The sequence below is a fragment of the Methylobacterium sp. Leaf102 genome (genome assembly GCF_001422425.1).
GTDB lineage: Bacteria > Pseudomonadota > Alphaproteobacteria > Rhizobiales > Beijerinckiaceae > Methylobacterium.
On the sequence record NZ_LMMX01000001.1, the window covers coordinates 685,547 to 706,141 of the forward strand.

Here is a 20,595-nt window from a genome sequence, read left to right on the forward strand (position 1 = left end):
GTACTCCTTCGGGGGTCGAACGCGACGCCGAGCGAACGACGGACGCGCGTTATAGGAAACTCTGCGGGTCCACGTCGATGGCGACCTTCACGTTGCCGCGAACCTTGGGCCCGCGCGCGATCCAGTCGCGCAGGTAACTCTGCAGGTCGACGGACCGTTCGGTCTTCACGAGCAGGCGGAAGCGATAGCGGCCGCGAACCAGGGCGAGCGGCGCCTCGGCCGGTCCCAGCACCATCACGCCATCGGGCGGTTCGGATGCCCGCGCCAGGGCCTGCCCGTGGGCTTCGGCCACCTCGCGCTCGTTGGCCGAGACGATGAGGGCGGCGAGACGCCCGAAGGGCGGCAGGCCGGCGGCCTCGCGGGCGGCGATTTCCTCCTCGTAGAACCGCGCCGCATCCCCCGACAGCAGGGCCGCGATCACCGGGTGCTCGGGCTGGAATGTCTGGACCAGGGCACGTCCCGGCTTCTCGCCGCGCCCGGCCCGGCCTGTCACTTGCTGGAGAAGCTGGAAAGTGCGCTCGGCCGCGCGCGGGTCGCCCGAGGTCAGGCCGATATCGGCATCGAGCACGCCCACCAGGGTGAGGTGCGGGAAATTGTGGCCCTTGGCCACGAGCTGCGTGCCGATGACGATGTCGCAGCCACCCTCGGCCACGGTCTGGAGTTCGGCGCGCAACCGTTCGGCCCCACCGGGAAAATCGCTCGACAGGACGATGATGCGCTTGTCGGGAAACAGGGCCGTGACCTCCTCGGCGATGCGCTCGACGCCGGGGCCGCAGGGGGTGAGGTTGTCGAAGGTGCCGCATTCCGAGCAGGAATCCGGGCGGCGCTCGGCGTAGCCGCATTGATGGCACACGAGCGCCTTGCGGAAGCGATGCTCCACCAGCCAGGTCGAGCAGTTGCGGCACTGGTAGCGGTGGCCGCAGGCCCGGCACAGGGTGAGGGGCGCGTAGCCCCGGCGGTTGAGGAACAGCAGAGCCTGGTCGCCCGCGGCCACGGTCTCGCGCACGGCGGCGATGAGGGCGGGCGCGATGAAGCTACCGCGCTCGGGCTTGTCGGAGCGCATGTCGATGGCGGCGATGTCGGGCAGGCGCCGGCCACCGAAGCGTTCGGGCAGGACGATGTGGCGGTAGCGCCCGCGCTCGGCGTTGACCCGCGTCTCGATGGAGGGCGTGGCCGAGGCCAGCACCACGGGACAGTTCTCGATGCGCCCGCGCACCACCGCCATGTCGCGGGCGTGGTAATGCACCCCGTCCTCCTGCTTGTAGGCGGCCTCGTGCTCCTCGTCGACGACGACGATCCCGAGTTGCGTGAACGGCAGGAACAGGGCCGAGCGGGCGCCGACCACCACGGCGATTTCGCCGGCCGCCACCCCGGCGCGGATGCGCTCACGGCGCTTCCCCCCGATGCCCGAATGCCAGGTGGCCGGACGCACGCCGAAGCGCTCGGCGAACCGGTCGAGGAACTGCGCCGTCAGCGCGATCTCGGGCATCAGGATGAGGGCCTGGCGCCCGCGCCGGACGCAATCGGCCACGGCCTCGAAGTACACCTCGGTCTTGCCCGAGCCCGTGACGCCTTCGAGGAGAATCGTGGGCGCGCGAAACGGCGCGGTCTCTGGCTCAGGGGATGACGGCGGCGGGGCGGCGGCGGGGACGGCACCCTGTCCCGCATCCGTCAACAGAAACGCCTCGAGCGGTTCCCCGGGCGGAGGCGCCGGGTTCATCATCGCGATCAGCTCGCGCACGGCCTCACCTTGCGCCTCCGACAGGGGCACCCGGGCGTGGTCCGGGTCGGGCGGCAGAGCCACGGGCTCGGGCGCGAGGGCCGTCGCTTCCAGGGCGCCGTCGTCGATGAGGCCGTCGACGACGCTGAGGGAGACGCCGGCCTCCTTGGCGAGCGCGCTCTTGCCCCGCATGATTCCGTCGGCGGCCACCGCCAGCACCTTCAAGCGCGCCGCCGTCGGGCGGGCGGGCGGCTTGCCGGAGGCGCGCACGCCGATGCGGACGGTCTCGCTCTGCGCGGCCTCGTCCGGCAGACGCAGGGCCATGGCGAGGGCCGAGCCCTTGGGCGCCAGGGTGTAGCGGGCGAGCCAGTCGACGAGTTCGCGCAACGGACCGGACAGGGGCGGCACGTCGAGACGGCCCGTCACCGGGCGCAGGTTCGAGCCCGACGGACTCTGGCGCACGCCCCAGACCACGCCCACGGTCTCGCGGGGGCCGAGGGGAATCTGCACCACGTCGCCCACCGTCAGGGTGAGGCCGGCGGGCACCGCGTAGCTGTAGGCGCTGTCGAGCGCCAGCGGGATCAGGATCTCGGCGACGCTGGGCATCGGCGCGGGCTGTGCTGGAACATACCCGGAATATAAGCATGATCCGGCGATTGCGCGACGGGCATGCCTCGACCATTCCATCGTCCGACCACCCGACGAATCCGCCGCCCGACGCCGTGCCGTGAGACCCCGATGCGCCATCCAGAGCCAGGGACGATCCCGGAGACCGCCGCGCCGGAAGGCGTCCTGCTCCTGCACGGCATCGGACGCCGGGCCGCGTCCCTGGCCCGGATGGAGCGCGCCTTCCAGGCACAGGGCTATGTGACTCTCAACCTCGACTATCCGGCCCGCACGGCCGCCCTCGCGGACCTCGCGGCGCGCGTCGCCCCGACCGTTGCGGCCTTCGCCGCGCGGGTCGCCCGCCTGCACGTCGTCACCCATTCCATGGGCGGCCTCGTCGCCCGCGCGCTCCTGACCCGCCATCGTCCGGACAATCTCGGACGCGTGGTGATGCTGGCGCCGCCCAACGGCGGGAGCGAGGTCGCCGACCGCCTCCACGGCATGGCCGCCTACCGGCGTTTCTTCGGCCCGGCCGGCGCAGAATTGACGACGCGGCGGGACGCGTCCCTAACGGCGCTCCTCGGGACCGTCGACTATCCCCTGGGCGTCATCGCGGGGGACCGCACGCTCTACCCCGTCGAGTCCTGGCTGATGCTGCCCCGCCCCAATGACGGGCGGGTGAGCGTCCACCGCACCCGCGTGGCCGGAATGAGCGCCCACGTGACCCTCCACACGACCCACGGCCTGATGATGTGGAACGGCCGCGTCATCGGGCAGGCCTTGCACTTCGTCCGGAACGGGCGATTTCTCGTCCCCGACGCGAGGACGCCCAAAGGATGCCCATGACCCAGTCCGACCCAGGCCGCGGCATCCCACCCCGCCTCGAACTCCGGGATGTCGGCCTGCGCTTCGGGGCCGTGCGCGCCCTCGACGGCATCGATCTCGCCGTGCGGCCCGGCGAGATCGTCGCCCTGCTGGGCGATTCCGGCTGCGGCAAGAGCACGCTGCTTCGCGCCATCGCCGGGCTGGAGCAGCCCGAGCGGGGCACGATCCGCCTCGACGGCACCGATGTGGGAGACGTGCCGGCCGAGGCCCGCGGCGTCGGGTTGATGTTCCAGGACTACGCCCTGTTCCCGCACCTGACGGCCGCCGAGAACGTGCGGTTCGGCCTCCACGCCCAGCCCGGCAAGGCGGCCCGCGCCATCGCGACGGCGCGCCTGGAGCAGGTTGGCCTCGCCCACCGCGCGGCGAGCTATCCCGGCACCCTGTCGGGCGGCGAGAGCCAGCGGGTGGCGCTGGCCCGCGCCCTGGCCCCCGGGCCGCGCATCCTGCTCCTCGACGAACCGTTCTCGAACCTCGACCGGCGCACCCGGGACCGGGTCCGCGCCGATACCCTCGCCCTCCTGCGCGAGACCGGCACCACGGCGATCCTGGTGACCCACGATCCGGAAGAAGCCCTGGGGTTCGCCGATCGCATCGCCCTGATGCGGGGCGGGCGCATCGTCCAGGTGGGCACGGGGGACGACCTCTATCGCCGACCCGCATCGCGCTTCGCCGCGCGCTTCTTCGGGGACCTCGTCGAGGTTCCGGGTACCTGCCGCGACGGCTCCGTGGCCACGCCCTTCGGCCGCTGCCCGGCGCCGGACCTGTCCGAGGGCAGCCCCGTCGTCGCCTGCTGGCGCCCGGAGGCGATCCATCTCGGGCGGGCGGGAGTCGGCGTGCCCGGCCGGATCGCCGCCCGGCGCTTCCTCGGTGCCGCCGCCTGGCTCACGGTCGAGGCCGAGGGCTTTGCCGATCCGCTGGCCCTTCCGGTATCCGGCACCGACGGGCGCCGGCCGGGCGAGGCCGTGGGGCTGGCCTGCGACGAGGGACAGGCTTTTCTTTTTGCAGGGAGCCCGGATTAAAACCCTGAGCTTGGGTTTTTCCAGCACAGCGCCTGCAGAGACCGGAGAACTCTAGTTTTTAACTGTTTTAAATCAAAGACATCGTGCTTGCCTTTTGAGTCGCGATCCGTCTGAACCTCGTCCCGCAATAGTCTGGAGAGGGACGGGATCATGGTCGGTGCGGTCAAGCGGTTCGCTGTGGCGGGTCTCGTCGCGTGGGCGGCCCTCGGGTCGGCGCGGGCGGCGGAGGTCAACCTCTACACCACCCGCGAACCCGGTCTGATCAAGCCGTTGCTGGACGCCTACACGGCCCGCACGGGAACCACCGTCAACACGGTGTTCGTGGAGAAGGGCCTCGCCGAGCGCGTGGCGGCCGAAGGCGCGCGCGGTAAGGCCGACGTGCTGATGACCGTCGACATCGGCAACCTCATCGAACTCGTGGACCGCGACCTCGCGCAGCCCGTGCGCTCGCCCGCCCTGGAGGCGGCGATCCCGCCGGCCCTGCGGGATGCGGACGGGCGCTGGTTCGCCCTCTCCATGCGCGCGCGTGTGGCCTACGCAGCCAAGGACCTGAAGGACACCAAGGGCCTCACCTACGAGTCCCTCGCCGATCCGAGCTGGAAGGGCGGCCTGTGCCTGCGCTCCGGCCAGCACCCCTACAACACGGCCCTCGTCGCCCATTATCTCGTCCGGCACGGGGCCGAAGCGACGGAGACCTGGCTCAAGGGCGTGAAGGCCAACCTCGCCCGCAAGCCCGCCGGCGGCGACCGGGATGTGGCCCGCGACATCCTCGCCGACACCTGCAAGATCGGGCTGGCGAACTCCTATTACGTCGGCCTGATGCGCTCGGGCAAAGGCGGCCCGGAGCAGAAGGCCTGGGGCGACGGCATCGCCGTGCTGATGCCGGCGTTCCTCGGCGGCGGCACCCACGTCAACGTCTCGGGCGCCGTGGTGGCGAAGTCCGCGCCGAACCGCGACGAGGCGGTCAAGCTCCTCGAATACCTCGTCTCCGACGAGGCCCAGGGGCTCTACGCGCAGGGCAACTACGAGTACCCGGTCAAGGCCGGCGCCCCCGTCGACCCCCTGCTCGCGGCTTTGGGACCCCTGACCATCGACACGACGCCGCTCGCCGAGATCGCCCGCAACCGCAAGGCGGCGAGCCTGCTCCTCGACAAGGTCGGCTTCGACAACTGATCGGGCAATCCTTGGTCCAGCAGCCATGAAAGGGGCGGCGCCGGCGATCGACGTCGGGGCGTTGGCGGTGCCAAGCTCCACCGGACGGGTGGCGCGGGCGTGGCCCCGGACCCTCGGCTGGGGCGCGGCCGCCCTGGCGCTGGCGGCCCTGGTCCTCAGCCCCATCGCGTCCCTCGTCCTCGCCGCGGCCCGGGGCGACGGCACCCTGTGGCCGCACCTCCTCGCCCACGTGCTGCCCCGGGCCCTGGTCGATACCGGCCTGCTGCTCGCCGGCGTCGGCGTCCTCGTGGTGGTGCTCGGCACCGGCGCGGCCTGGCTCGTCTCGGCCTACGCCTTCCCCGGCCGGCGCTGGCTCGAGGCCGGCCTGCTCCTGCCCATGGCGGTGCCGACCTACATCGTCGCCTACGCCTATCTCGACCTCATGCACCCGATCGGCCCGGTGCAGACCGTCCTGCGGGAATGGCTCGGCTACGCCCGGCCCCGCGACTTCGTCCTGCCGGAACTGCGCTCCCTGCCGGGCTGCATCCTGCTCCTCGGCTTCGTGCTCTACCCCTACGTCTATCTGCCGACCCGGGCCCTGTTCCTCATGCAGGCGGCCAACCTCATCGAGGCCGGGCGGATGCTCGGGCGCCCCCCCGCCGCGGTGTTCCTGCGCGTCGCCCTGCCGCTGGCGCGCCCGGCCATCGCGCTCGGCGCCAGCCTCGCCCTCATGGAGGCGCTGAACGACATCGGTGCGGCCGAGTTCCTCGGCGTCCGCACCCTGACGGTGCAGGTCTACGCCACCTGGGTGAACCGCTCCGATCTGCCCGGCGCCGCCCAGATCGCCCTGGTGATGCTGGTCGCCGTCCTCGGCCTCGTGGCGATCGAGCGCTGGGCCCGGCGGGGACGGGGGTTCGCCGGCACCGCCCAGCGCCCGCGCGACCTCGCTCGCCGGCCCCTCCGCGGCTGGCGCGGCTGGGCGGCCCTCGCGCTCGGCCTCGTGCCGGTCACCCTCGGCTTCCTGATTCCGGCGAGCTATCTCGTCCACGCGGCCGTGGCGCGGGTCGCCCGCACCGGCTGGCCCGCGACCATCCTGCCGGAGATCGGCAACACCGTGCTGTACGCGAGCCTCGCCACGGGCCTCGCCGCCGGCATCGGATTCCTCGTCGCGGCCGCCCCCCGCCTGCTGCCCGGCCGCCTCGGGCGCGGCATGGTCCGGCTGACGGGCCTCGGCTACGCCCTGCCGGGCGCCATCCTGGCCATCGGGCTGCTCGGCCCCCTAGCCCTGGCCGACACGATCCTGTCGGAGGGGCTGACGCGCCTGTTCGGCGCCGCCCCCGCCCTCATCGGCCTCGGCACCGGCGGCGCCCTGGTGATCGCCTACCTCATCCGCTTCCTCGCCGTCAGCGTCGGCACCTGCGAGGCCGGGCTCGGCCGCATCCCGCGCAGCCTGCCCGACGCCGGGCGGATGCTCGGACGCGGACCCGCCGCGACCCTCGCGCGGGTGCAGTGGCCCCTGGCCTGGCCGGCGGTGCTCAGCGGGGCACTCCTCGTCTTCGTCGATTGCGTGAAGGAACTGCCCGCGACCCTTCTCCTGCGCCCCCTCAACGTGGAGACCCTGGCGACCCACCTCTACGGCGAGGCCGCGCGCGGCACCTACGAGGACGGCACGGTCGCGGCCCTCCTCATCGTCCTCGTCGGCCTCGTGCCCGTCATCGTCCTGATGCGCCTCGGCACCCGGCGCGAGGCCGCCGTGGCGGCCCGTCCGTGAAAACCTCACCCGGCGAAATTCCCGCCTTGACGGGCCGGGGGGCCGCGCCCTAGAACGCCCTCGGTTCCGGCGGCATCGCCCACGGAACGCCGTTCGCTTCGACCCTTGGCCTGCTCGCGAGAGCCGACCACGCGAACTGGCAAGAATGGCAGCGGGCGGTTGGCTCAGCGGTAGAGCGTCCCCTTCACACGGGGAAGGTCACAGGTTCGATCCCTGTACCGCCCACCATTTCCTCCATCGAACACATACCATCCACCAGATTTCGCCGCCATGCCGTGCGTGATCGGCTGTCCGGGCCGGATCCATCTCGGGTCCTCATCCCGAGGCGGCCCCTCGGGATGAACAGGTTTGGCTGGGGCCATTCGGGCCGGGATTATCCCCGCGCCGCCGGCACGAGCGCTTCCACGGCCGCCACCAGCTCATCGAAATGCGCGATCACCCGGTCGGGGCCGAAGGCCTCGACGGGCAGATCGGTATAGCCGAACGGCACCGCGATCACCGGGATGCCGGCGGCCTTGGCCGCGTCGATGTCCGCGCGCGAATCCCCCACCATCACCGCACGGGCGGGGTCCCCGCCCGCGCGTTCGATGGTGAGGGTGATATGGCGCGGGTCCGGCTTGTAATGCGCGAACGTGTCCCGGCCGCAGATGGCGGAGAAGCGCCCCGACACCCCAAGGAGTTCGAGGAGCGTGAGGGCGTGGGCCTCGACCTTGTTGGTGCACACGGCGAGGGTGAAGCCCCGGGCCGCGAGGGTGTCGAGGGCCTCCGTCACGCCCGGGAACAGGTGGGAATGGTCGCACAGGTGGCGGCCGTAATGATCGAGGAACGCCACGAACAGGGCTTCCAGGCGGTCGTCGTCGAGGTCCGTGCCGGATGCCTCGAACCCGCGCCGGATCAACGCCTTGGCGCCGGCGCCGATCATGTCGCGGGCCTGCGCGAGGTCGAGGGTCTTCAGGCCCTCCTGCGCCAGGATGGCGTTGAGGGTTCCGACGAGGTCGCCCGCCGTCTCGGCCAGGGTGCCGTCGAGGTCGAACACCGCGATGGGCGGCAGGCTGGACGGGGATCGGCTCGGCGCGGACATGGGCTGGCTTTCTGCGAGGGCTCGGCGTTGGAGATCGGGGCCAAGCGCTATCGGGGCCGCGCGGCAGGGGCAAGACGCCCGCGCGGATGTGCGGTTATGGGCAAGACGCTGGCGCGGGGCCACGGTTGCGCCGCAAGGCGGCGCTATCGCTCGCGCGATCCTCAAAGCCGAGACATCGGGACACCCATGCGTCTGACCCACATGCGTCTGACCCAACAGGCCTCACACCTTTTCCGCGCGGTGGGGCTGCTGGCCCTCCTGACGACGACGGCCTGGGCGAGCTCCTACGAGTTCGTGCCCGCGCCGCAGATCGACCTCAACCGGGTCTACCGGGTCGACAAGGTCACGGGCGAAGTCACCTCGTGCCAGTACGGCCTGCGCGAGGGCGCGGTCGGCAGCGTCGGCCTTACCGTGTGCTACGGCGCCGGCGAGGGTGCGAGCGCCCAGGCGCCTTCCGAATACGGCCTCGTCGCCTCCCGCCACACCCGCGAGGCGGGGGTGTTCCGGGTCAATTATCGCACGGGCGAGATGAGCATCTGCTACGTCCAGCTCCAGAAGGAGGCCGTGGTCTGCACGGCGCAGGCCAATCCCACCGGACCGGAGGAAGCGGCGAGCCCCGTCCCCGGCCGGGCGAGCCCGAGCGTGACGCCCCCCCAAGGTGGTTCCGCGCGCCCTTGATCGCGCTCGTCCGCGTCGCGTTTGACGGCGCGGTCAGCCGTGCTAGGGCCTGCCGACGCCCGAAGCCCCGAGCCCGTTCCATGCGCCCTGCCGTCCCGAGCCGTCCCGTCGCCGCCGAACGACCGGCCCCCGGACGTTCGGCATGAGCGGGCCCGACCTGCGGCGCGCCGCCGCCGAGCGGGCCGTCGCCCTCGTGACGGACGGGATGCGCTTGGGGATCGGCACCGGCAGCACCGCCAACGCATTCATCGAGCTGCTCGGCGTCCGCGTCCGCGCCGGCCTCGACGTCGTCGGCGTGCCGACCTCCGAGGCGACGCGGGTCGCGGCGGAGGCCGCCGGCATCCGGCTCGCCACCCTCGAGGAGCTGCCGGAGCTCGATCTCACCATCGACGGGGCCGACGAGATCGACGGGCACATGCGCCTGATCAAGGGCGGCGGCGCCGCCCTCCTGCGCGAGAAGATCGTCGCCTTCGCGAGCCGCCGCATGGTGGTGATCGCCGACGCGGCCAAGCGCGTCGCGACGCTCGGCGCCTTCCCGCTGCCCATCGAGGTCAACCCGTTCGGCCTCGGCGCCACGCGGCGCGCGGTGGAGGCGGCCGTCGCGGCCGCCGGTTGCGCGGGCGCGATCGTCCTGCGCACGGGCGCGGACGGGGCGCCGCTCCGCACCGATGGCGGCCATCACATCCTCGACGCGCATCTCGAGCGCATCCCCGATCCCGAGGCCCTCTCGGCCGCCCTGTGGGCGGTGCCCGGCGTGGTCGAGCACGGCCTGTTCCTCGGCCTCGCCACGGGGGCGATCCTGGCCGAGGCGCGGGACGGCACGGCGCACGTGACCTGCCTCGGCGCCGTCTGACCCATCCCCGATCCCTCGCCCGATCCCTCGCCCGACCCGCATCGTCGAAGACTTCCCGGAGCCTCCTCCATGTTTCGCCCCCTGGCCTCCAGCTCCCACGCCCTGCGCGCCGCACTGGCGGGCGCCGCGCTCCTGATCGCCCCGGCGGTCCACGCCCAGGCGCCGCAGAAGCCGGCCGCCCCGCAAAAGGCCACGCCGGCCAAGCCCGCGCCCCCGGCGCCCGCGACCCCGGCGGCGAACAACCAGGCCCCGGCCTTCGCCCCGTCGCACATGGCGCTGGCCCGCGAGGTGATGCTGAGTTCGGGCATCGCCCGTTCGTTCGATTCCATCATCCCGGCCTTCAGCGAGCAGATCCGGCAGAACGCCGTGACGCGGCCCGAACTCGGCAAGGACCTCGACGAGGTGCTGGTCGGTCTCCAGCCCGAGATGGAGTTGCAGAAGCAGGCGATGATCGACACGGCGGCGCGCATCTACGCCACCCGCCTCACCGAGGCCGAACTCTCCGACATCGCCACCTTCTTCCGGTCGCCCGCCGGCAAGCGCTACGTCGAGACCCAGCCCCAGGTTCTCGACGGCATCGTCCAGGCCATGCAGGGCTGGACACAGGAGGTCTCCGAATACGTCATGGTGCGCGTGCGGGCCGAGATGGTGAAGCGCGGCCACCAGCTTCAGTAAGGCGCCTCGGCGCCGCGGTGCGATCAGGCTTCTTCCCGCGCATGTCCCCGCGCATGTCCCTCGGCGAGCGCCTGCGCGGCACCGGAGCCCTCGCCCTGGCCGCCCTCCCCCTGGCGATGGTGGCGGCCAACCGCTCGAGCCCGGCGGTGATCGGGCTTGCCGCCCTCCTCTTCCTCGCCGCCGCCCTGATCGAGGATCGGCGCGCCGCCTGGACTACCCTCGCGGCCCCCTTGCGCACGGGAGCGGGGCTCACAGCCCTCGCCTTCCTCGGCTGGTGCCTCGTCTCCATCGCCTGGAGCCCGTTTCCCGCCCTGTCCTGGCGCACGACCGGCGAGTTCGGGCCCACCCTCCTGGCCGCCTACCTGCTGGCACGCCTCGCACCGGGCCGGATGCCGCCCGGGACGGCCATGGCCGCCGCCTGGATGCTGGGCCTCGCCGGGCTGGTTCTCGTGGCGGACCTCGCGACCGACCTCGCTCTGCGCAAGGCGCTGGGCACGCGGGTGGCTTACTTCATCTACAACCGCCCGGCCCTGACGATCCTGCTCGTCGCCGGCCCCTTCGTCGCCCTGCTCCTGCGCAGGGGACACCGGCTGACGGCCGGTCTCATCGGGGTCGTGTCCGCCGTCGCGATCCTGCGCTCCGTGAGCGGCGCCGCCGCCCTCGGGCTCCTCGCCGGCACCGGCATGGCCCTGGCGGCGTGGCGCCTGCCCCGGCGTGCCGGCCTCGGCCTCGCCGGGGTCGCCTTGGCGCTGGCGGTGGCGCTCAGCCCCGTGGAGGGCGATCTCCTCCATCGCCTGATGCCGGAGGCGGCCCATGAGCGCCTCGTCCAGAGCAGTTCGCGGGCGCGCGTCGCCATCGCGCGGAGCTTCGGCGCGGCGGTGGCAGCCGATCCGTGGCGCGGGGCCGGCTACGGCACGGCCGGGCGCTTCGCCTGGACGCCCGCGGCCGACGGCATCGCGCCGGAATGGCACCGGATGCTGGCGGTGGGCCATCCGCACAACAGTTTCCTGCAGGTCTGGGCCGAACTCGGGGTCATCGGAGCCGGACTGATGGCGGCCCTCCTGTTCCTGACGCTCCGCGCCATCGCGGCGATGCCCCGCTTCCAGGCGGTGACGGCGCTCGGCCTCCTCGGCGCGGCGGTGGCGGTCGCCTTCGTCGAGCACGGCGCGTGGCAGGCCTGGTGGGTGGCCGGTCTCGGGGGCGCCGTGACCTGGTTGCGCGAGGGGTGGCTGCAGGAAGGCGGGGCTGAGACGAGTTGAGGCTCAGGCCGCCGCCGCCTCGACGCGGTTGCGGCCGGCATTCTTGGCCCGGTAGAGGGCGAGGTCCGCGCGCTTGAGCATGTCGGCCGGTCCCACGTCCTCGGGCCGGCGCCAGGACACGCCGATGGACACGGTGACGCTGATGGCCCGGGTGTCGCGCTGGATCGAGAACGGCACGGCCTCGATCCGCTCGCGGATGCGCTCGGCGATGGCGTGGGCCTCGGGTGCCTCGGCGTCGGGCAGGATGATCACCACCTCCTCGCCGCCGTAGCGGGAGACGATGTCGATGCCCCGCGTGTGCGTGCGGATGCGATCGGCGAAGGCGCGCAGCACCTCGTCGCCGGCCTCGTGGCCCCAGGTGTCGTTGATGGTCTTGAACCGGTCGATGTCGAGCATAAGCGTCGCCACCGGGCGGCCGCGCAGCGCCGCCTCGGCGAACAGGGCGCCGAGATGGCTGTCTAGGTAGCGCCGGTTGTGCAGGCCCGTGAGCCCGTCCATGATCGCCAGTTCCATGGAGGCCTGGACGGCGCCCCGCAGGGTATCGGAGAAGCGGCGGCGGCGCACCTGCGTGCGGACGCGGGCCACGAGCTCGTTCCGGTCGACGGGGCGCATGAGGTAGTCGTGCACGCCGAAATCGAGGCCCCGCACCACGCGCGCCTTGTCGTGCGGCTCGGCGATCATCACCACCGGCATGGCCCGGGTCCGGTCGAGGGACCGTAGCTGGCTGCACAGGCGCAGGCCGTCGAAATCGGCGAGATCGAGGCTGACGAGGGCGAGGTCGAAACCGCCCTCGGTGGCCAGCACCAGGGCCTTGTGCGGATCAGCCTCGACGGTGACGCTGTGGTGCTGGCCGAGCGCCGTCGCGAGGCGGTCGGCGGAACTCGCGCGGTCCTCCACCAGCAGGATCGTGGCGTTCTGCCCGGTCTCGGCGGTGGCGAGCGCCAGGGGGTCGCCCATGCCGAAATCCCGGGAGGCCAGGGCGCGGCTGCGCAGCTCGTCCGTCACCGCCTTCAGCCGCACGAGGCTGCGCACGCGGGCGAACAGGGCGATGTCGTCGATGGGCTTGGTCAGGAAGTCGTCGGCGCCGGCATCGAGGCCGCGCAGGCGGTCGGAGGGCTGGTCGAGGGCGGTGACCATCACCACGGGCAGATGGGCGGTGTTGGGGTCGTTCTTGAGCCGGCGACACACCTCGAACCCGTCCATGCCGGGCATCATCACGTCGAGGAGGACGAGGTCGCACAGACCCTTGGCGCAGATCGCCAGGGCATCCGGGCCGTTCATGGCCGCCAGCACGTCGAAATACTCCAGGGAGAGCTTGGTCTCCAGGAGCTTCACGTTGGGGAAGAGATCATCGACGATCAGGATCCGGGCCGACATCTGTCCTCACGCGTTCGGATCGAAGGGGACACGCCCGATCAGACGGATATGCCGGGTCACGACGACTTGCCGTCACCGAGATATTGACGGACGGTGGCGAGGAACTTGGCGACCGAGATCGGCTTCGACAGGTAGGCCTCGCAGCCCCCCTCGCGGATGCGCTCCTCGTCGCCCTTCATGGCGAAGGCCGTGATGGCGATGACCGGGATCGACTTGAGGTCGTCGTCCTCCTTCAGCCACTTCGTGACTTCGAGGCCGGAGACCTCGGGAAGCTGGATGTCCATCAGGATGAGATCGGGCCGGTGGGCGCGGGCGAGTTCGATGGCCTCGATCCCGTTGGCGGTCTTGAGCGTTGCGTAGCCGTGCCCTTCCAACAGGTCGTTGAAGAGCTTCATGTTCAGCTCGTTGTCCTCGACGATGAGCACCGTCTTTGTCATGGCCCATTGTTCCCGGCGTTCGAGCGGCTCATTGTTCTTCGAGGCATGGCCCGCGCAATGAGATGTAACGGATACATGTTGACGAAACGCAAATCCGCCAATGACCGTGATTCGGCCGAGCGCCTCGCCCTGGCGATCCTCGCCTGGATGGCCACGGACGACGAGCGGCTCTACCCCTTCCTCAACGCCACCGGGGTGACCCCCGACACCCTGCGGGCGAGCGCGCAGGATGCCGGATTCCTGGCCGGGCTCCTCGACCACGTCATGGGCGACGAAGCCACCCTGATGGCCGCGGCGGAGGCCCTGGCGGTGCCGCCCGAGCGGATCGCGGCGGCCTGGGGCCGACTCTCGCCCATGGAGTTCGACGACGGATTTTCGGATCAGGGGACGCGGGGCGACGACGTCTGACGGCGCCCCGCGTCCGCCCATTCGAGGCAGGTCCGCCCGACCGATCGATCGGAGCGGTGGACGGGCCACTCCCGTCGCGGTGAGAGGGGCGCCTCCGCATCATCCGCCCTGCCGGCGGATCGACGCCGCTCCGGGAGCCGATGCCCTCGCGCTGCGCCCGACCGCGTTGGGTCGGGCCACATCGCGAGGCCTTCGCTTTGCCGCGCTCTTTTGCGCCGAACCGGCATCCACTTCGGCGGAGAGTGCTCTAGGACTTGCAGTCGGTGGCGGCTGGGAGCTTGTCGAGGCGGCTGAGATTGCCCGCCACGGCGAATTCCCCGTAATCGAGGCGCAGGTTGCCGCTGACGCCGTTCTCGTAGAGGTCGAAGGTCAGCACGTAGATCGGCGTGCGCTCGCCTTCGCCGGCGGTGAAGTAGCTCAGGGTCACCGGCCAGTGGGTCATGCCCGCCATCTCCCCCTCGCGCAGGGGCTTGTCGCGGTCGGCTTTCGGCTTCGCGGCGCCCTCGCCCGCGGCTTCCTCCTGAGGCGCCCCTTCCTTGACGGAAGCGGTCGTGGCCGGGCGCCCGATCACCGCCAGGGTGTCGTAGACCTTCCGGCCGTCGTCGGTGCCGTCGTAGACCTTCACCGAGAGGGTCGTCCGGCCCTCGCGCGCCGCCGCGATGAGACGGCGCATGTGGACCGTCGGGAACAGCACCTCTCCGCTCGCCTGGAACCCGTCGCGCTTGGGCTCCTTCAGGCGAACCTTGAGGGCATCGGCCACCGTCTCGGCGGTGCCGTCCACGGATTGGCCGGGCGTGCCGTTGAGCAAAGTGCTGACCTTGAAGCGGTAGCTGCGCCCGTCGGCGCTCTCGAAGGTGGTGTTGCGCAGGTCCGAGGTGCGGCTGCCGGTCTCGCCGCTTTCCAGCACCGTCACCTGCCGGGTCTGCATCGTGTAGCCCTTGCAGGCGTCGCCCGAGAAATCGATGACGATGCGCCCGCGCGCGCTCTCCACCGCCCGGGTGCCGCCGCTCTGGGCGAGCGACAGGTCGTAGACCGCGCGGTGGCTGGCGAGGGGCACGGGCTCGGCGGCCGACGCCCCGCTGGCGGACAGGATGAGGCAGGCCGTGGCGCGGGACAGACGCATGAAGTCTCCTGCCGGGGGGTTGGCGGGGTCGGACCGGCGCACCGTTCGGCACGCATGGACTGCCCGTCAGATAGGCCGCCCGTCACCCACCGGCAATGCGAGTCCCTCGCGGCGGAGAGAGCCGGGCACGGCTTTGCGAACTCGTCCTTGCAAACCTGGGTTTGCAAACTTGGCTTTGCCAACTTGGCTTTGACGGTGAAAACCCCGTCGCCCGCCCGGACGCGGTCAAGGCCGCTCTTGCCTCGGACTCGGGCGCTCCTGTACGGTTCGACCGTCGCCGAAGAGAGCCCGAGGCGAACGTCACCTGTCCGGTCCCGGGACCTTACGCTGCGGAGCTCCGCCGCCGGTCCTTCGCGCCCGTGATACATGCGGTGATCGGTGCACGATGTCGGAGGGGGCGATGACCGAAACGGTTCCGAGCTGGTCGGACGAGCGCGTCGATCTCCTGCGTCGCCTGTGGCAGGACGGCCTGAGCGCGAGCCAGGTCGCCACGCAACTCGGTGGCGTGACCCGCAACGCCGTCATCGGCAAGGTCCATCGTCTCGGCCTGTCCGGCCGCGTGGCGAAAGGGCCCGACACCCTCCCCCGCAAGAAGCCGGTCCGCGAGGGCGCGGGCCAGGAGCCCGGACAACCGGAATCCGCGGACCACGAGACCGGGCATCGGGACACCGAAATCCAAGGGCTCGGGATCGATGCCCCCATGCTCGGGACCGTGGGCCGGGACAGCGAACCGTCCGGAACCGCGGCGGTCGAGGCCGGATCCGTCGTCGCGATGCAGCCCGCTCCCGCGGATACGCGCGCCGCGCCGGTGCTCGTGGCCCGGATCGAGGCCGTGGGCTTGGCGGCCTCGCGCAGGGTCACGATCATGGATCTGCGCGAATCCATGTGTCGCTGGCCCCTCGGGGACCCGACGTCGCCCGATTTCCACTATTGCGGCGACCGCGCCATCACCGGCCTGCCCTACTGCACCCACCACGCCCAGATCGCCTACCAGCCGGCGGCCGAGCGCAAGCGCGACCGCAGGGTCGGCGGATTTCGCTGAGGCGATCGCGATCGTCGTGCCGCCGGGAATCCGAGCGGGTCACGCTCCGCGCTTGCGGCCGGCGCGTCACTCGGTGCCGGCGAACATCTCGTCGAACGAGTAGCCCGAGCCCCGGACCGTGCGGATCGGGTCGCTCTGCCGGGGCCGGTTCAGGGCCTTGCGCAAACGCCCGACGTGCACGTCCACGGTACGCTCGTCGATGTAGACGTCGTGCCCCCAGACGCCGTCGAGCAGCTGCTCGCGCGAGAACACGCGCCCGGGACTGCGCATGAGGAATTCGAGGAGCTTGAACTCCGTCGGACCGAGATGGATCTCGCGGCCCTCGCGGCGGATGCGGTGGCTGAGACGGTCGAGCTCGATGTCGCCGGCCACCAGCAGGTTGGCCACGTGGGCCGGCTTGGCCCGGCGCAGGAGCGCGCGCACGCGGGCGAGCAGTTCCGGCACGGAGAACGGCTTGACGATATAGTCGTCGGCCCCGGTGCCGAGGCCGCGGATGCGGTCGCCCTCCTCGCCCCGGGCCGTCAGCATGATCACCGGCAGGCGCTCGGTCTCCCGGCGCGCCCGGATCCGGCGGCACAGCTCGATCCCCGACAGGCCGGGCAGCATCCAGTCGAGCAGCACGAGGTCGGGCACCTGCTCCTGCATCCGCAGGTCGGCCTCGTCGCCGCGCGCGGCGGAATCGACCTCGAACCCTTCGGCCTCGAGATTATAGCGCAACAGGAGGGTCAGGGCCTCCTCGTCCTCGACGATGAGGATCCGCGTACTCATCACAACCGCCCGCTCATGCGGCCCGGAACCCCGCCCGACCCATGGCGGGGCGGGCAGGGCTCGAACCCTTGGTCTTTCGCGCCCTCGACGAGGGCTCCCCTCAGGCGCCCGTGGTCAGGCCGAGGGGCGGCATGTCCACCGTGGCGTAGTTCGAAGCGTCGTTCTTGGGACGATCGCTCTCCGCCAGGCTGTTGGCGCCGGTGACGAGGTAGTGAATCGTCTCGGCGATGTTGGTGGTGTGGTCGCCGATACGCTCGATGTTCTTGGCGACGAACAGCAGGTGCGTACAGAACGAGATGTTGCGCGGATCCTCCATCATGTAGGTCAGGAGCTCGCGAAACAGCGAGTTGTACAGGGCGTCGATGGCGTCGTCGCGCTCCCATACGTCGAGGGCCGCCTTGGTGTCGCGGCTGGCATAGGCGTCGAGGACGTCCTTGAGCTGCTCCTGCACCAGGTCGCTCATGTGCTGGACGCCGATGACGATCTTCTGCGGCTGGATCTGGTCCGCGATCGCCACCACGCGCTTGGCGACGTTCTTGGCGAGATCGCCGATGCGCTCGAGGTCGTTCGAGACCCGGATCGCCGACACGGTCTCGCGCAGGTCGATGGCCATGGGCTGGCGCCGGGCGATGAGCAGGATCGAGCGCTCCTCGATCTCGCGCTGCAGGGTGTCGAGGCGGTGATCGGCGGCGATGACCGCCTGGGCCAGGGGCACGTCGCGGCGCACGAGGGCGTCGCTCGCCTCCGTCATCATCTTCTCGGCGATGCCGCCCATCTCGGAGATGGACCGCCGCAGGTCTTCGAGGTCGGTGTCGTAGGAACTGACGATGTGGTCGGGCATGTCGCACTCCTCGGTCAGGTCTCGTTCGGGGAAACCTGCCACAGGGCGGGGTGGGGCGGGCTGCGGCGGAGGAGCCGCCCCCTCTCCCAAGAAATCAGCCGAAGCGGCCGGTGATGTAGTCCTGGGTCTGGCGCTTCTCGGGGTTCATGAAGATCCGCGTGGTCGGACCGAACTCGACGAGTTCGCCGAGATACATGAACGCCGTGAACTGCGAGATGCGCGCCGCCTGCTGCATGTTGTGCGTGACGATGACGATGGTGAATTCGGACCGCAGCTGCTCGATGAGCTCTTCGATGCGGCCCGTCGAGATCGGGTCGAGGGCCGAGGTCGGCTCGTCGAACAGGATCACCTCGGGGCGCTGCGCCACCGTGCGGGCGATGCACAGGCGCTGCTGCTGGCCGCCCGAGAGGCCCATGCCGGACTGCTTGAGCTTGTCCTTCACCTCGTCCCACAGGGCAGCCTTGCGCAGGGACTCCTCCACGCGCACGTCGAGGTCGGCTTTCGGCAGCTTCTCGTAGAGGCGCAGGCCGAAGGCGACGTTGTCGTAGATCGACATCGGGAACGGCGTCGGCTTCTGGAACACCATGCCGATGCGCGAGCGCAGCTCGTTCAGGTCGACCCTGGCGTCGAGGACGTTCTGGCCGTCGAGCAGGATCTCCCCTTCGGCGCGCTGGTCGGGGTAGAGGCTGTAGATGCGGTTGAAGGTGCGCAGCAGGGTCGATTTCCCGCAGCCCGACGGACCGATGAGTGCGGTGACCTGCCGGTCGTGGAAGTTGAGGTTCACGGATTTCAGGCCGTGGAAGGTGCCGTAGTAGAAGTTCAGATCCTTCACGGCGATGCGGACGGGGGAACTCTCGTCCGCCTTGTGGCGGCCGGTGAGCTGCGCGGAGGTGATCCCGTTGGCGGCGTTCATCGGTTGCGGGTCCTTCAGGTCGAACGGGGGCGGGGCGAACGGGGCGCGGATCAGCGCGCGCGCTCGCTCTTGATGACGAAGCGGGCCACGATCGAGAGGGCGAGGATCGTGACGGTGATCAGGAGGGCGCCGGCCCAGGCGAGCTGCTGCCAGTTGCCGTAGGGCGAGAGGGCGAACTGGTAGATCATCACCGGCAGGTTCGGCACGCCGCCCATGAGGTTGGGTGAGAACCAGCTGTTGTTGTTGAGCGCCGTGAACAGGAGCGGCGCGGTCTCGCCGGCGATGCGGGCGAGCGCCAGGATGATGCCGGTGACGATGCCGGCGGAGGCCCCGCGCCACGTGATGGCGGTGATCACCTTGGAGGGCGGGGCCCCGAGCGCCGCGCCGGCCTCGCGCAGGGTCGAGGGCACGAGGCGCAGCATGTCCTCGGTGGTGCGGACGATGACCGGGGTGGCGATGATGGCGAGCGCCACGGCGCCGGCCCAGCCCGAGTAGCTCCCCATGGGCCGCACCATCAGGGTGTAGACGAACAGGCCGATGAGGATGGAGGGTGCCGAGAGCAGGATGTCGTTGAGGAAGCGGATGAGGTCGGCGAGCTTCGAGTTGCGGCCGTACTCCGCGAGGAAGGTGCCGGCCATGACGCCCACCGGCGTCGCGACCAGGATGCCCAGGAAGGTCATCACCAGACTGCCGAGGATCGCGTTGGCGATGCCGCCGCCCTCGGAGCCGGGCCCGGGCGTCGGCTCGGTGAAGAGGAGCGGCGAGAACCCCTTCACGCCCTCGATGATCAGCATGGCCAGGATCGAGCCGAGCACGAGGATGCCGATGAGGGTCGCGACCGTGCTGGCGCCGATGAGCAGCTTGTCGGCGACCCGGCGTCCCGAGCGGACCCGGCTCGCCTGGAGGGGCGGCGCGGCGGTGACGGTGTTGAGCGCGTCCATGGTGGTGTCTCCGGCCGGACTCAAGCGACCTTCACGCGCCGGACGAGCAGGCGGGCGACGATCAGGACGAGGAAGGTGATGACGAACAGGATGCAGCCGAGCGCCATCAGGGAGTTCAGCTGCAGGCCGTCGGCCTCGTTGAACTCGTTGGCGATGCGGGACGCGATGGTGGAGCCCGGATCGAACACCGAGGCCGAGAGGCGGTTGGCGTTGCCGATGACGAAGGTCACCGCCATGGTCTCGCCGAGGGCGCGGCCGAGGCCGAGCATGATCGCGCCGATGATCGAGACCGAGGCCTGGGGCACGAGGACGTGCCGCACCACCTCCCAGGTGGTGCAGCCGATGCCGTAGGCGCTCTCGCGCAGCACCGTCGGGATCTGGTCGAGCATGTCGCGGGTGATCGAGGCCACGAACGGCACGATCATGATGGCGAGGATGATGCCGGCGGTGAGGATGCCGACGCCCGAGGGCACGCGGGCGTAGAACAGGGTGCCGACGATGGGCATCCCCTCCACGAGGTTCGACACCGGCATCTGCACGAAGCGGGCGAACAGGGGCGCGAAGATGAACAGGCCCCACATGCCGTAGATGATGCTCGGCACCGAGGCGAGGAGCTCGATGGTCATCGCCACGGGCTTGCGCGCCCAGCCGGGGCAGAGCTGCGTCAGGTAGATGGCGATGCCGAGGGACAGCGGCACGCCGATGAGGAGAGCGAGGATCGCCGAGGCCAGGGTGCCCACGATGGCGACGAAGGCACCGTATTGCTCCTGGCCGATGTTCCAGGCGCTCGAGGTGATGAAGCCGGGGCCGAACTCGGCGAAGGCCGGCCAGCCGCCATACGCGATGGAGGCGAGGATGCCGAAGAGAACGAGGAGGACGAGGATCGCCGAGGCGTAGGAGGCGGTCCGAAACAGGGTGTCGCCGAGGCCGCCGGGCTTGCGCCGGGCCGGAGCGGCGGTCCGCGTCAGGGAGATCTGTTCAGTCAAGGCGCCCATCCGAAATCGTCTCTTCTCTCTGCGGCGTCTACAGCGCGGCGTGCCCCGACG

At 71.0% G+C, this 20,595-nt stretch carries 20 protein-coding genes and 1 tRNA gene; 11 read left to right on the plus strand and 10 right to left on the minus strand.

Annotation, left to right across the window (positions count from 1 at the left end; all coding sequences use genetic code 11):
- Positions 1-49: 49 nt before the first annotated feature.
- Complete coding sequence (locus ASF27_RS03310) at positions 50-2,326, minus strand: primosomal protein N' (protein ID WP_056357634.1); 2,277 nt, start codon at positions 2,324-2,326, stop codon at positions 50-52.
- A 132-nt stretch (positions 2,327-2,458) separates the two neighbouring features.
- Between ASF27_RS03310 and ASF27_RS03315 the strand changes: the two genes are divergently transcribed.
- From ASF27_RS03315 to ASF27_RS03335, 5 genes are all read left to right on the plus strand, one after another.
- Entirely contained in the window at positions 2,459-3,172 is a 714-nt protein-coding gene (locus ASF27_RS03315; RefSeq protein WP_056357637.1) for an alpha/beta fold hydrolase, read from the plus strand.
- The gene (locus tag ASF27_RS03320; protein WP_056357640.1) at positions 3,169-4,230 is read left to right on the plus strand and encodes an ABC transporter ATP-binding protein; all 1,062 of its coding nucleotides are present in this window, start codon (positions 3,169-3,171) and stop codon (positions 4,228-4,230) included. The genes ASF27_RS03315 and ASF27_RS03320 overlap by 4 nt, the downstream gene beginning before the upstream one ends.
- Before the next feature lie 150 nt (positions 4,231-4,380).
- Positions 4,381-5,403, plus strand: a complete 1,023-nt coding sequence (locus ASF27_RS03325; RefSeq protein ID WP_056306443.1) for an extracellular solute-binding protein — start codon at positions 4,381-4,383, stop codon at positions 5,401-5,403.
- 25 nt (positions 5,404-5,428) lie between these two features.
- Positions 5,429-7,153 (plus strand): iron ABC transporter permease, encoded by a 1,725-nt coding sequence (locus ASF27_RS03330; RefSeq protein ID WP_082478765.1) that lies wholly within the window; start codon positions 5,429-5,431, stop codon positions 7,151-7,153.
- Between the two features lie 153 nt (positions 7,154-7,306).
- Positions 7,307-7,381 (plus strand) — tRNA-Val (locus ASF27_RS03335).
- A gap of 145 nt (positions 7,382-7,526) precedes the next feature.
- On the opposite strand, the gene ASF27_RS03340 is transcribed toward ASF27_RS03335, so the two are convergent.
- Positions 7,527-8,234, minus strand: a complete 708-nt coding sequence (locus tag ASF27_RS03340) for an HAD family hydrolase (protein ID WP_056165921.1) — start codon at positions 8,232-8,234, stop codon at positions 7,527-7,529.
- A gap of 186 nt (positions 8,235-8,420) precedes the next feature.
- On the opposite strand from ASF27_RS03340, the gene ASF27_RS03345 reads away from it, so the two are divergent.
- From ASF27_RS03345 to ASF27_RS03360, 4 genes are all read left to right on the plus strand, one after another.
- Positions 8,421-8,912: a hypothetical protein gene (locus ASF27_RS03345; protein ID WP_082478766.1), complete on the plus strand. Its 492-nt coding sequence runs from the start codon at positions 8,421-8,423 to the stop codon at positions 8,910-8,912.
- A 142-nt stretch (positions 8,913-9,054) separates the two neighbouring features.
- Positions 9,055-9,765, plus strand: coding sequence for a ribose-5-phosphate isomerase RpiA (rpiA, locus tag ASF27_RS03350; protein ID WP_056165918.1), 711 nt, complete (start codon positions 9,055-9,057; stop codon positions 9,763-9,765).
- Positions 9,766-9,834: 69 nt separating this feature from the next.
- Positions 9,835-10,440 (plus strand): DUF2059 domain-containing protein, encoded by a 606-nt coding sequence (locus tag ASF27_RS03355; RefSeq protein WP_056264992.1) that lies wholly within the window; start codon positions 9,835-9,837, stop codon positions 10,438-10,440.
- A gap of 41 nt (positions 10,441-10,481) precedes the next feature.
- Positions 10,482-11,699, plus strand: coding sequence for an O-antigen ligase family protein (locus ASF27_RS03360; RefSeq protein WP_056357643.1), 1,218 nt, complete (start codon positions 10,482-10,484; stop codon positions 11,697-11,699).
- Positions 11,700-11,702: 3 nt separating this feature from the next.
- Here ASF27_RS03360 and ASF27_RS03365 read toward each other — a convergent pair whose 3' ends face one another.
- A complete protein-coding gene (locus ASF27_RS03365) occupies positions 11,703-13,076 on the minus strand; it encodes a PleD family two-component system response regulator (protein WP_056357646.1) in 1,374 nt (457 codons plus the stop codon).
- A gap of 56 nt (positions 13,077-13,132) precedes the next feature.
- On the minus strand, positions 13,133-13,513 hold the full coding sequence (locus ASF27_RS03370) for a response regulator (RefSeq protein ID WP_056165906.1): 381 nt from the start codon (positions 13,511-13,513) through the stop codon (positions 13,133-13,135).
- A gap of 75 nt (positions 13,514-13,588) precedes the next feature.
- On the opposite strand from ASF27_RS03370, the gene ASF27_RS03375 reads away from it, so the two are divergent.
- On the plus strand, positions 13,589-13,921 hold the full coding sequence (locus tag ASF27_RS03375; protein WP_056165903.1) for a DUF3572 domain-containing protein: 333 nt from the start codon (positions 13,589-13,591) through the stop codon (positions 13,919-13,921).
- Between the two features lie 247 nt (positions 13,922-14,168).
- Here the strand turns inward: ASF27_RS03375 and ASF27_RS03380 are convergent, their stop codons facing one another.
- A complete protein-coding gene (locus ASF27_RS03380) occupies positions 14,169-15,044 on the minus strand; it encodes a cell envelope integrity EipB family protein (protein WP_056165900.1) in 876 nt (291 codons plus the stop codon).
- A 400-nt stretch (positions 15,045-15,444) separates the two neighbouring features.
- On the opposite strand from ASF27_RS03380, the gene ASF27_RS03385 reads away from it, so the two are divergent.
- On the plus strand, positions 15,445-16,086 hold the full coding sequence (locus tag ASF27_RS03385; protein ID WP_056357649.1) for a GcrA family cell cycle regulator: 642 nt from the start codon (positions 15,445-15,447) through the stop codon (positions 16,084-16,086).
- A 66-nt stretch (positions 16,087-16,152) separates the two neighbouring features.
- Here the strand turns inward: ASF27_RS03385 and phoB are convergent, their stop codons facing one another.
- The 5 genes from phoB to pstC form a co-directional block, all read right to left on the minus strand.
- The gene (phoB, locus tag ASF27_RS03390; RefSeq protein WP_056165894.1) at positions 16,153-16,854 is read right to left on the minus strand and encodes a phosphate regulon transcriptional regulator PhoB; all 702 of its coding nucleotides are present in this window, start codon (positions 16,852-16,854) and stop codon (positions 16,153-16,155) included.
- 100 nt (positions 16,855-16,954) lie between these two features.
- Positions 16,955-17,695: a phosphate signaling complex protein PhoU gene (gene phoU / locus ASF27_RS03395; protein WP_056165889.1), complete on the minus strand. Its 741-nt coding sequence runs from the start codon at positions 17,693-17,695 to the stop codon at positions 16,955-16,957.
- 94 nt (positions 17,696-17,789) lie between these two features.
- Positions 17,790-18,608 carry a phosphate ABC transporter ATP-binding protein PstB gene (gene pstB, locus ASF27_RS03400; RefSeq protein WP_056165883.1) on the minus strand — a complete coding sequence of 273 codons (819 nt, stop codon included), beginning with the start codon at positions 18,606-18,608 and terminating at the stop codon, positions 17,790-17,792.
- Between the two features lie 50 nt (positions 18,609-18,658).
- A complete protein-coding gene (gene pstA, locus ASF27_RS03405; protein WP_056165880.1) occupies positions 18,659-19,549 on the minus strand; it encodes a phosphate ABC transporter permease PstA in 891 nt (296 codons plus the stop codon).
- Between the two features lie 20 nt (positions 19,550-19,569).
- Positions 19,570-20,544, minus strand: a complete 975-nt coding sequence (pstC, locus tag ASF27_RS03410; protein WP_056165877.1) for a phosphate ABC transporter permease subunit PstC — start codon at positions 20,542-20,544, stop codon at positions 19,570-19,572.
- Positions 20,545-20,595 lie beyond the last annotated feature (51 nt).

Bases quoted from the DNA above. Each gene is read 5' to 3' on its own strand.
- phoU (WP_056165889.1), bottom strand. From the start codon at position 17,695: ATGCCCGACCACATCGTCAGTTCCTACGACACCGACCTCGAAGACCTG.
- ASF27_RS03375 (WP_056165903.1), top strand. From the start codon at position 13,589: ATGTTGACGAAACGCAAATCCGCCAATGACCGTGATTCGGCCGAGCGC.
- ASF27_RS03360 (WP_056357643.1), top strand. From the start codon at position 10,482: ATGTCCCCGCGCATGTCCCTCGGCGAGCGCCTGCGCGGCACCGGAGCC.
- ASF27_RS03345 (WP_082478766.1), top strand. From the start codon at position 8,421: ATGCGTCTGACCCACATGCGTCTGACCCAACAGGCCTCACACCTTTTC.
- ASF27_RS03365 (WP_056357646.1), bottom strand. From the start codon at position 13,076: ATGTCGGCCCGGATCCTGATCGTCGATGATCTCTTCCCCAACGTGAAG.
- phoB (WP_056165894.1), bottom strand. From the start codon at position 16,854: ATGAGTACGCGGATCCTCATCGTCGAGGACGAGGAGGCCCTGACCCTC.
- ASF27_RS03320 (WP_056357640.1), top strand. From the start codon at position 3,169: ATGACCCAGTCCGACCCAGGCCGCGGCATCCCACCCCGCCTCGAACTC.
- ASF27_RS03370 (WP_056165906.1), bottom strand. From the start codon at position 13,513: ATGACAAAGACGGTGCTCATCGTCGAGGACAACGAGCTGAACATGAAG.
- ASF27_RS03380 (WP_056165900.1), bottom strand. From the start codon at position 15,044: ATGCGTCTGTCCCGCGCCACGGCCTGCCTCATCCTGTCCGCCAGCGGG.
- ASF27_RS03325 (WP_056306443.1), top strand. From the start codon at position 4,381: ATGGTCGGTGCGGTCAAGCGGTTCGCTGTGGCGGGTCTCGTCGCGTGG.
- ASF27_RS03330 (WP_082478765.1), top strand. From the start codon at position 5,429: ATGAAAGGGGCGGCGCCGGCGATCGACGTCGGGGCGTTGGCGGTGCCA.
- pstA (WP_056165880.1), bottom strand. From the start codon at position 19,549: ATGGACGCGCTCAACACCGTCACCGCCGCGCCGCCCCTCCAGGCGAGC.
- ASF27_RS03310 (WP_056357634.1), bottom strand. From the start codon at position 2,326: ATGCCCAGCGTCGCCGAGATCCTGATCCCGCTGGCGCTCGACAGCGCC.
- ASF27_RS03315 (WP_056357637.1), top strand. From the start codon at position 2,459: ATGCGCCATCCAGAGCCAGGGACGATCCCGGAGACCGCCGCGCCGGAA.
- pstC (WP_056165877.1), bottom strand. From the start codon at position 20,544: ATGGGCGCCTTGACTGAACAGATCTCCCTGACGCGGACCGCCGCTCCG.
- ASF27_RS03385 (WP_056357649.1), top strand. From the start codon at position 15,445: ATGACCGAAACGGTTCCGAGCTGGTCGGACGAGCGCGTCGATCTCCTG.
- ASF27_RS03340 (WP_056165921.1), bottom strand. From the start codon at position 8,234: ATGTCCGCGCCGAGCCGATCCCCGTCCAGCCTGCCGCCCATCGCGGTG.
- pstB (WP_056165883.1), bottom strand. From the start codon at position 18,608: ATGAACGCCGCCAACGGGATCACCTCCGCGCAGCTCACCGGCCGCCAC.
- ASF27_RS03355 (WP_056264992.1), top strand. From the start codon at position 9,835: ATGTTTCGCCCCCTGGCCTCCAGCTCCCACGCCCTGCGCGCCGCACTG.
- rpiA (WP_056165918.1), top strand. From the start codon at position 9,055: ATGAGCGGGCCCGACCTGCGGCGCGCCGCCGCCGAGCGGGCCGTCGCC.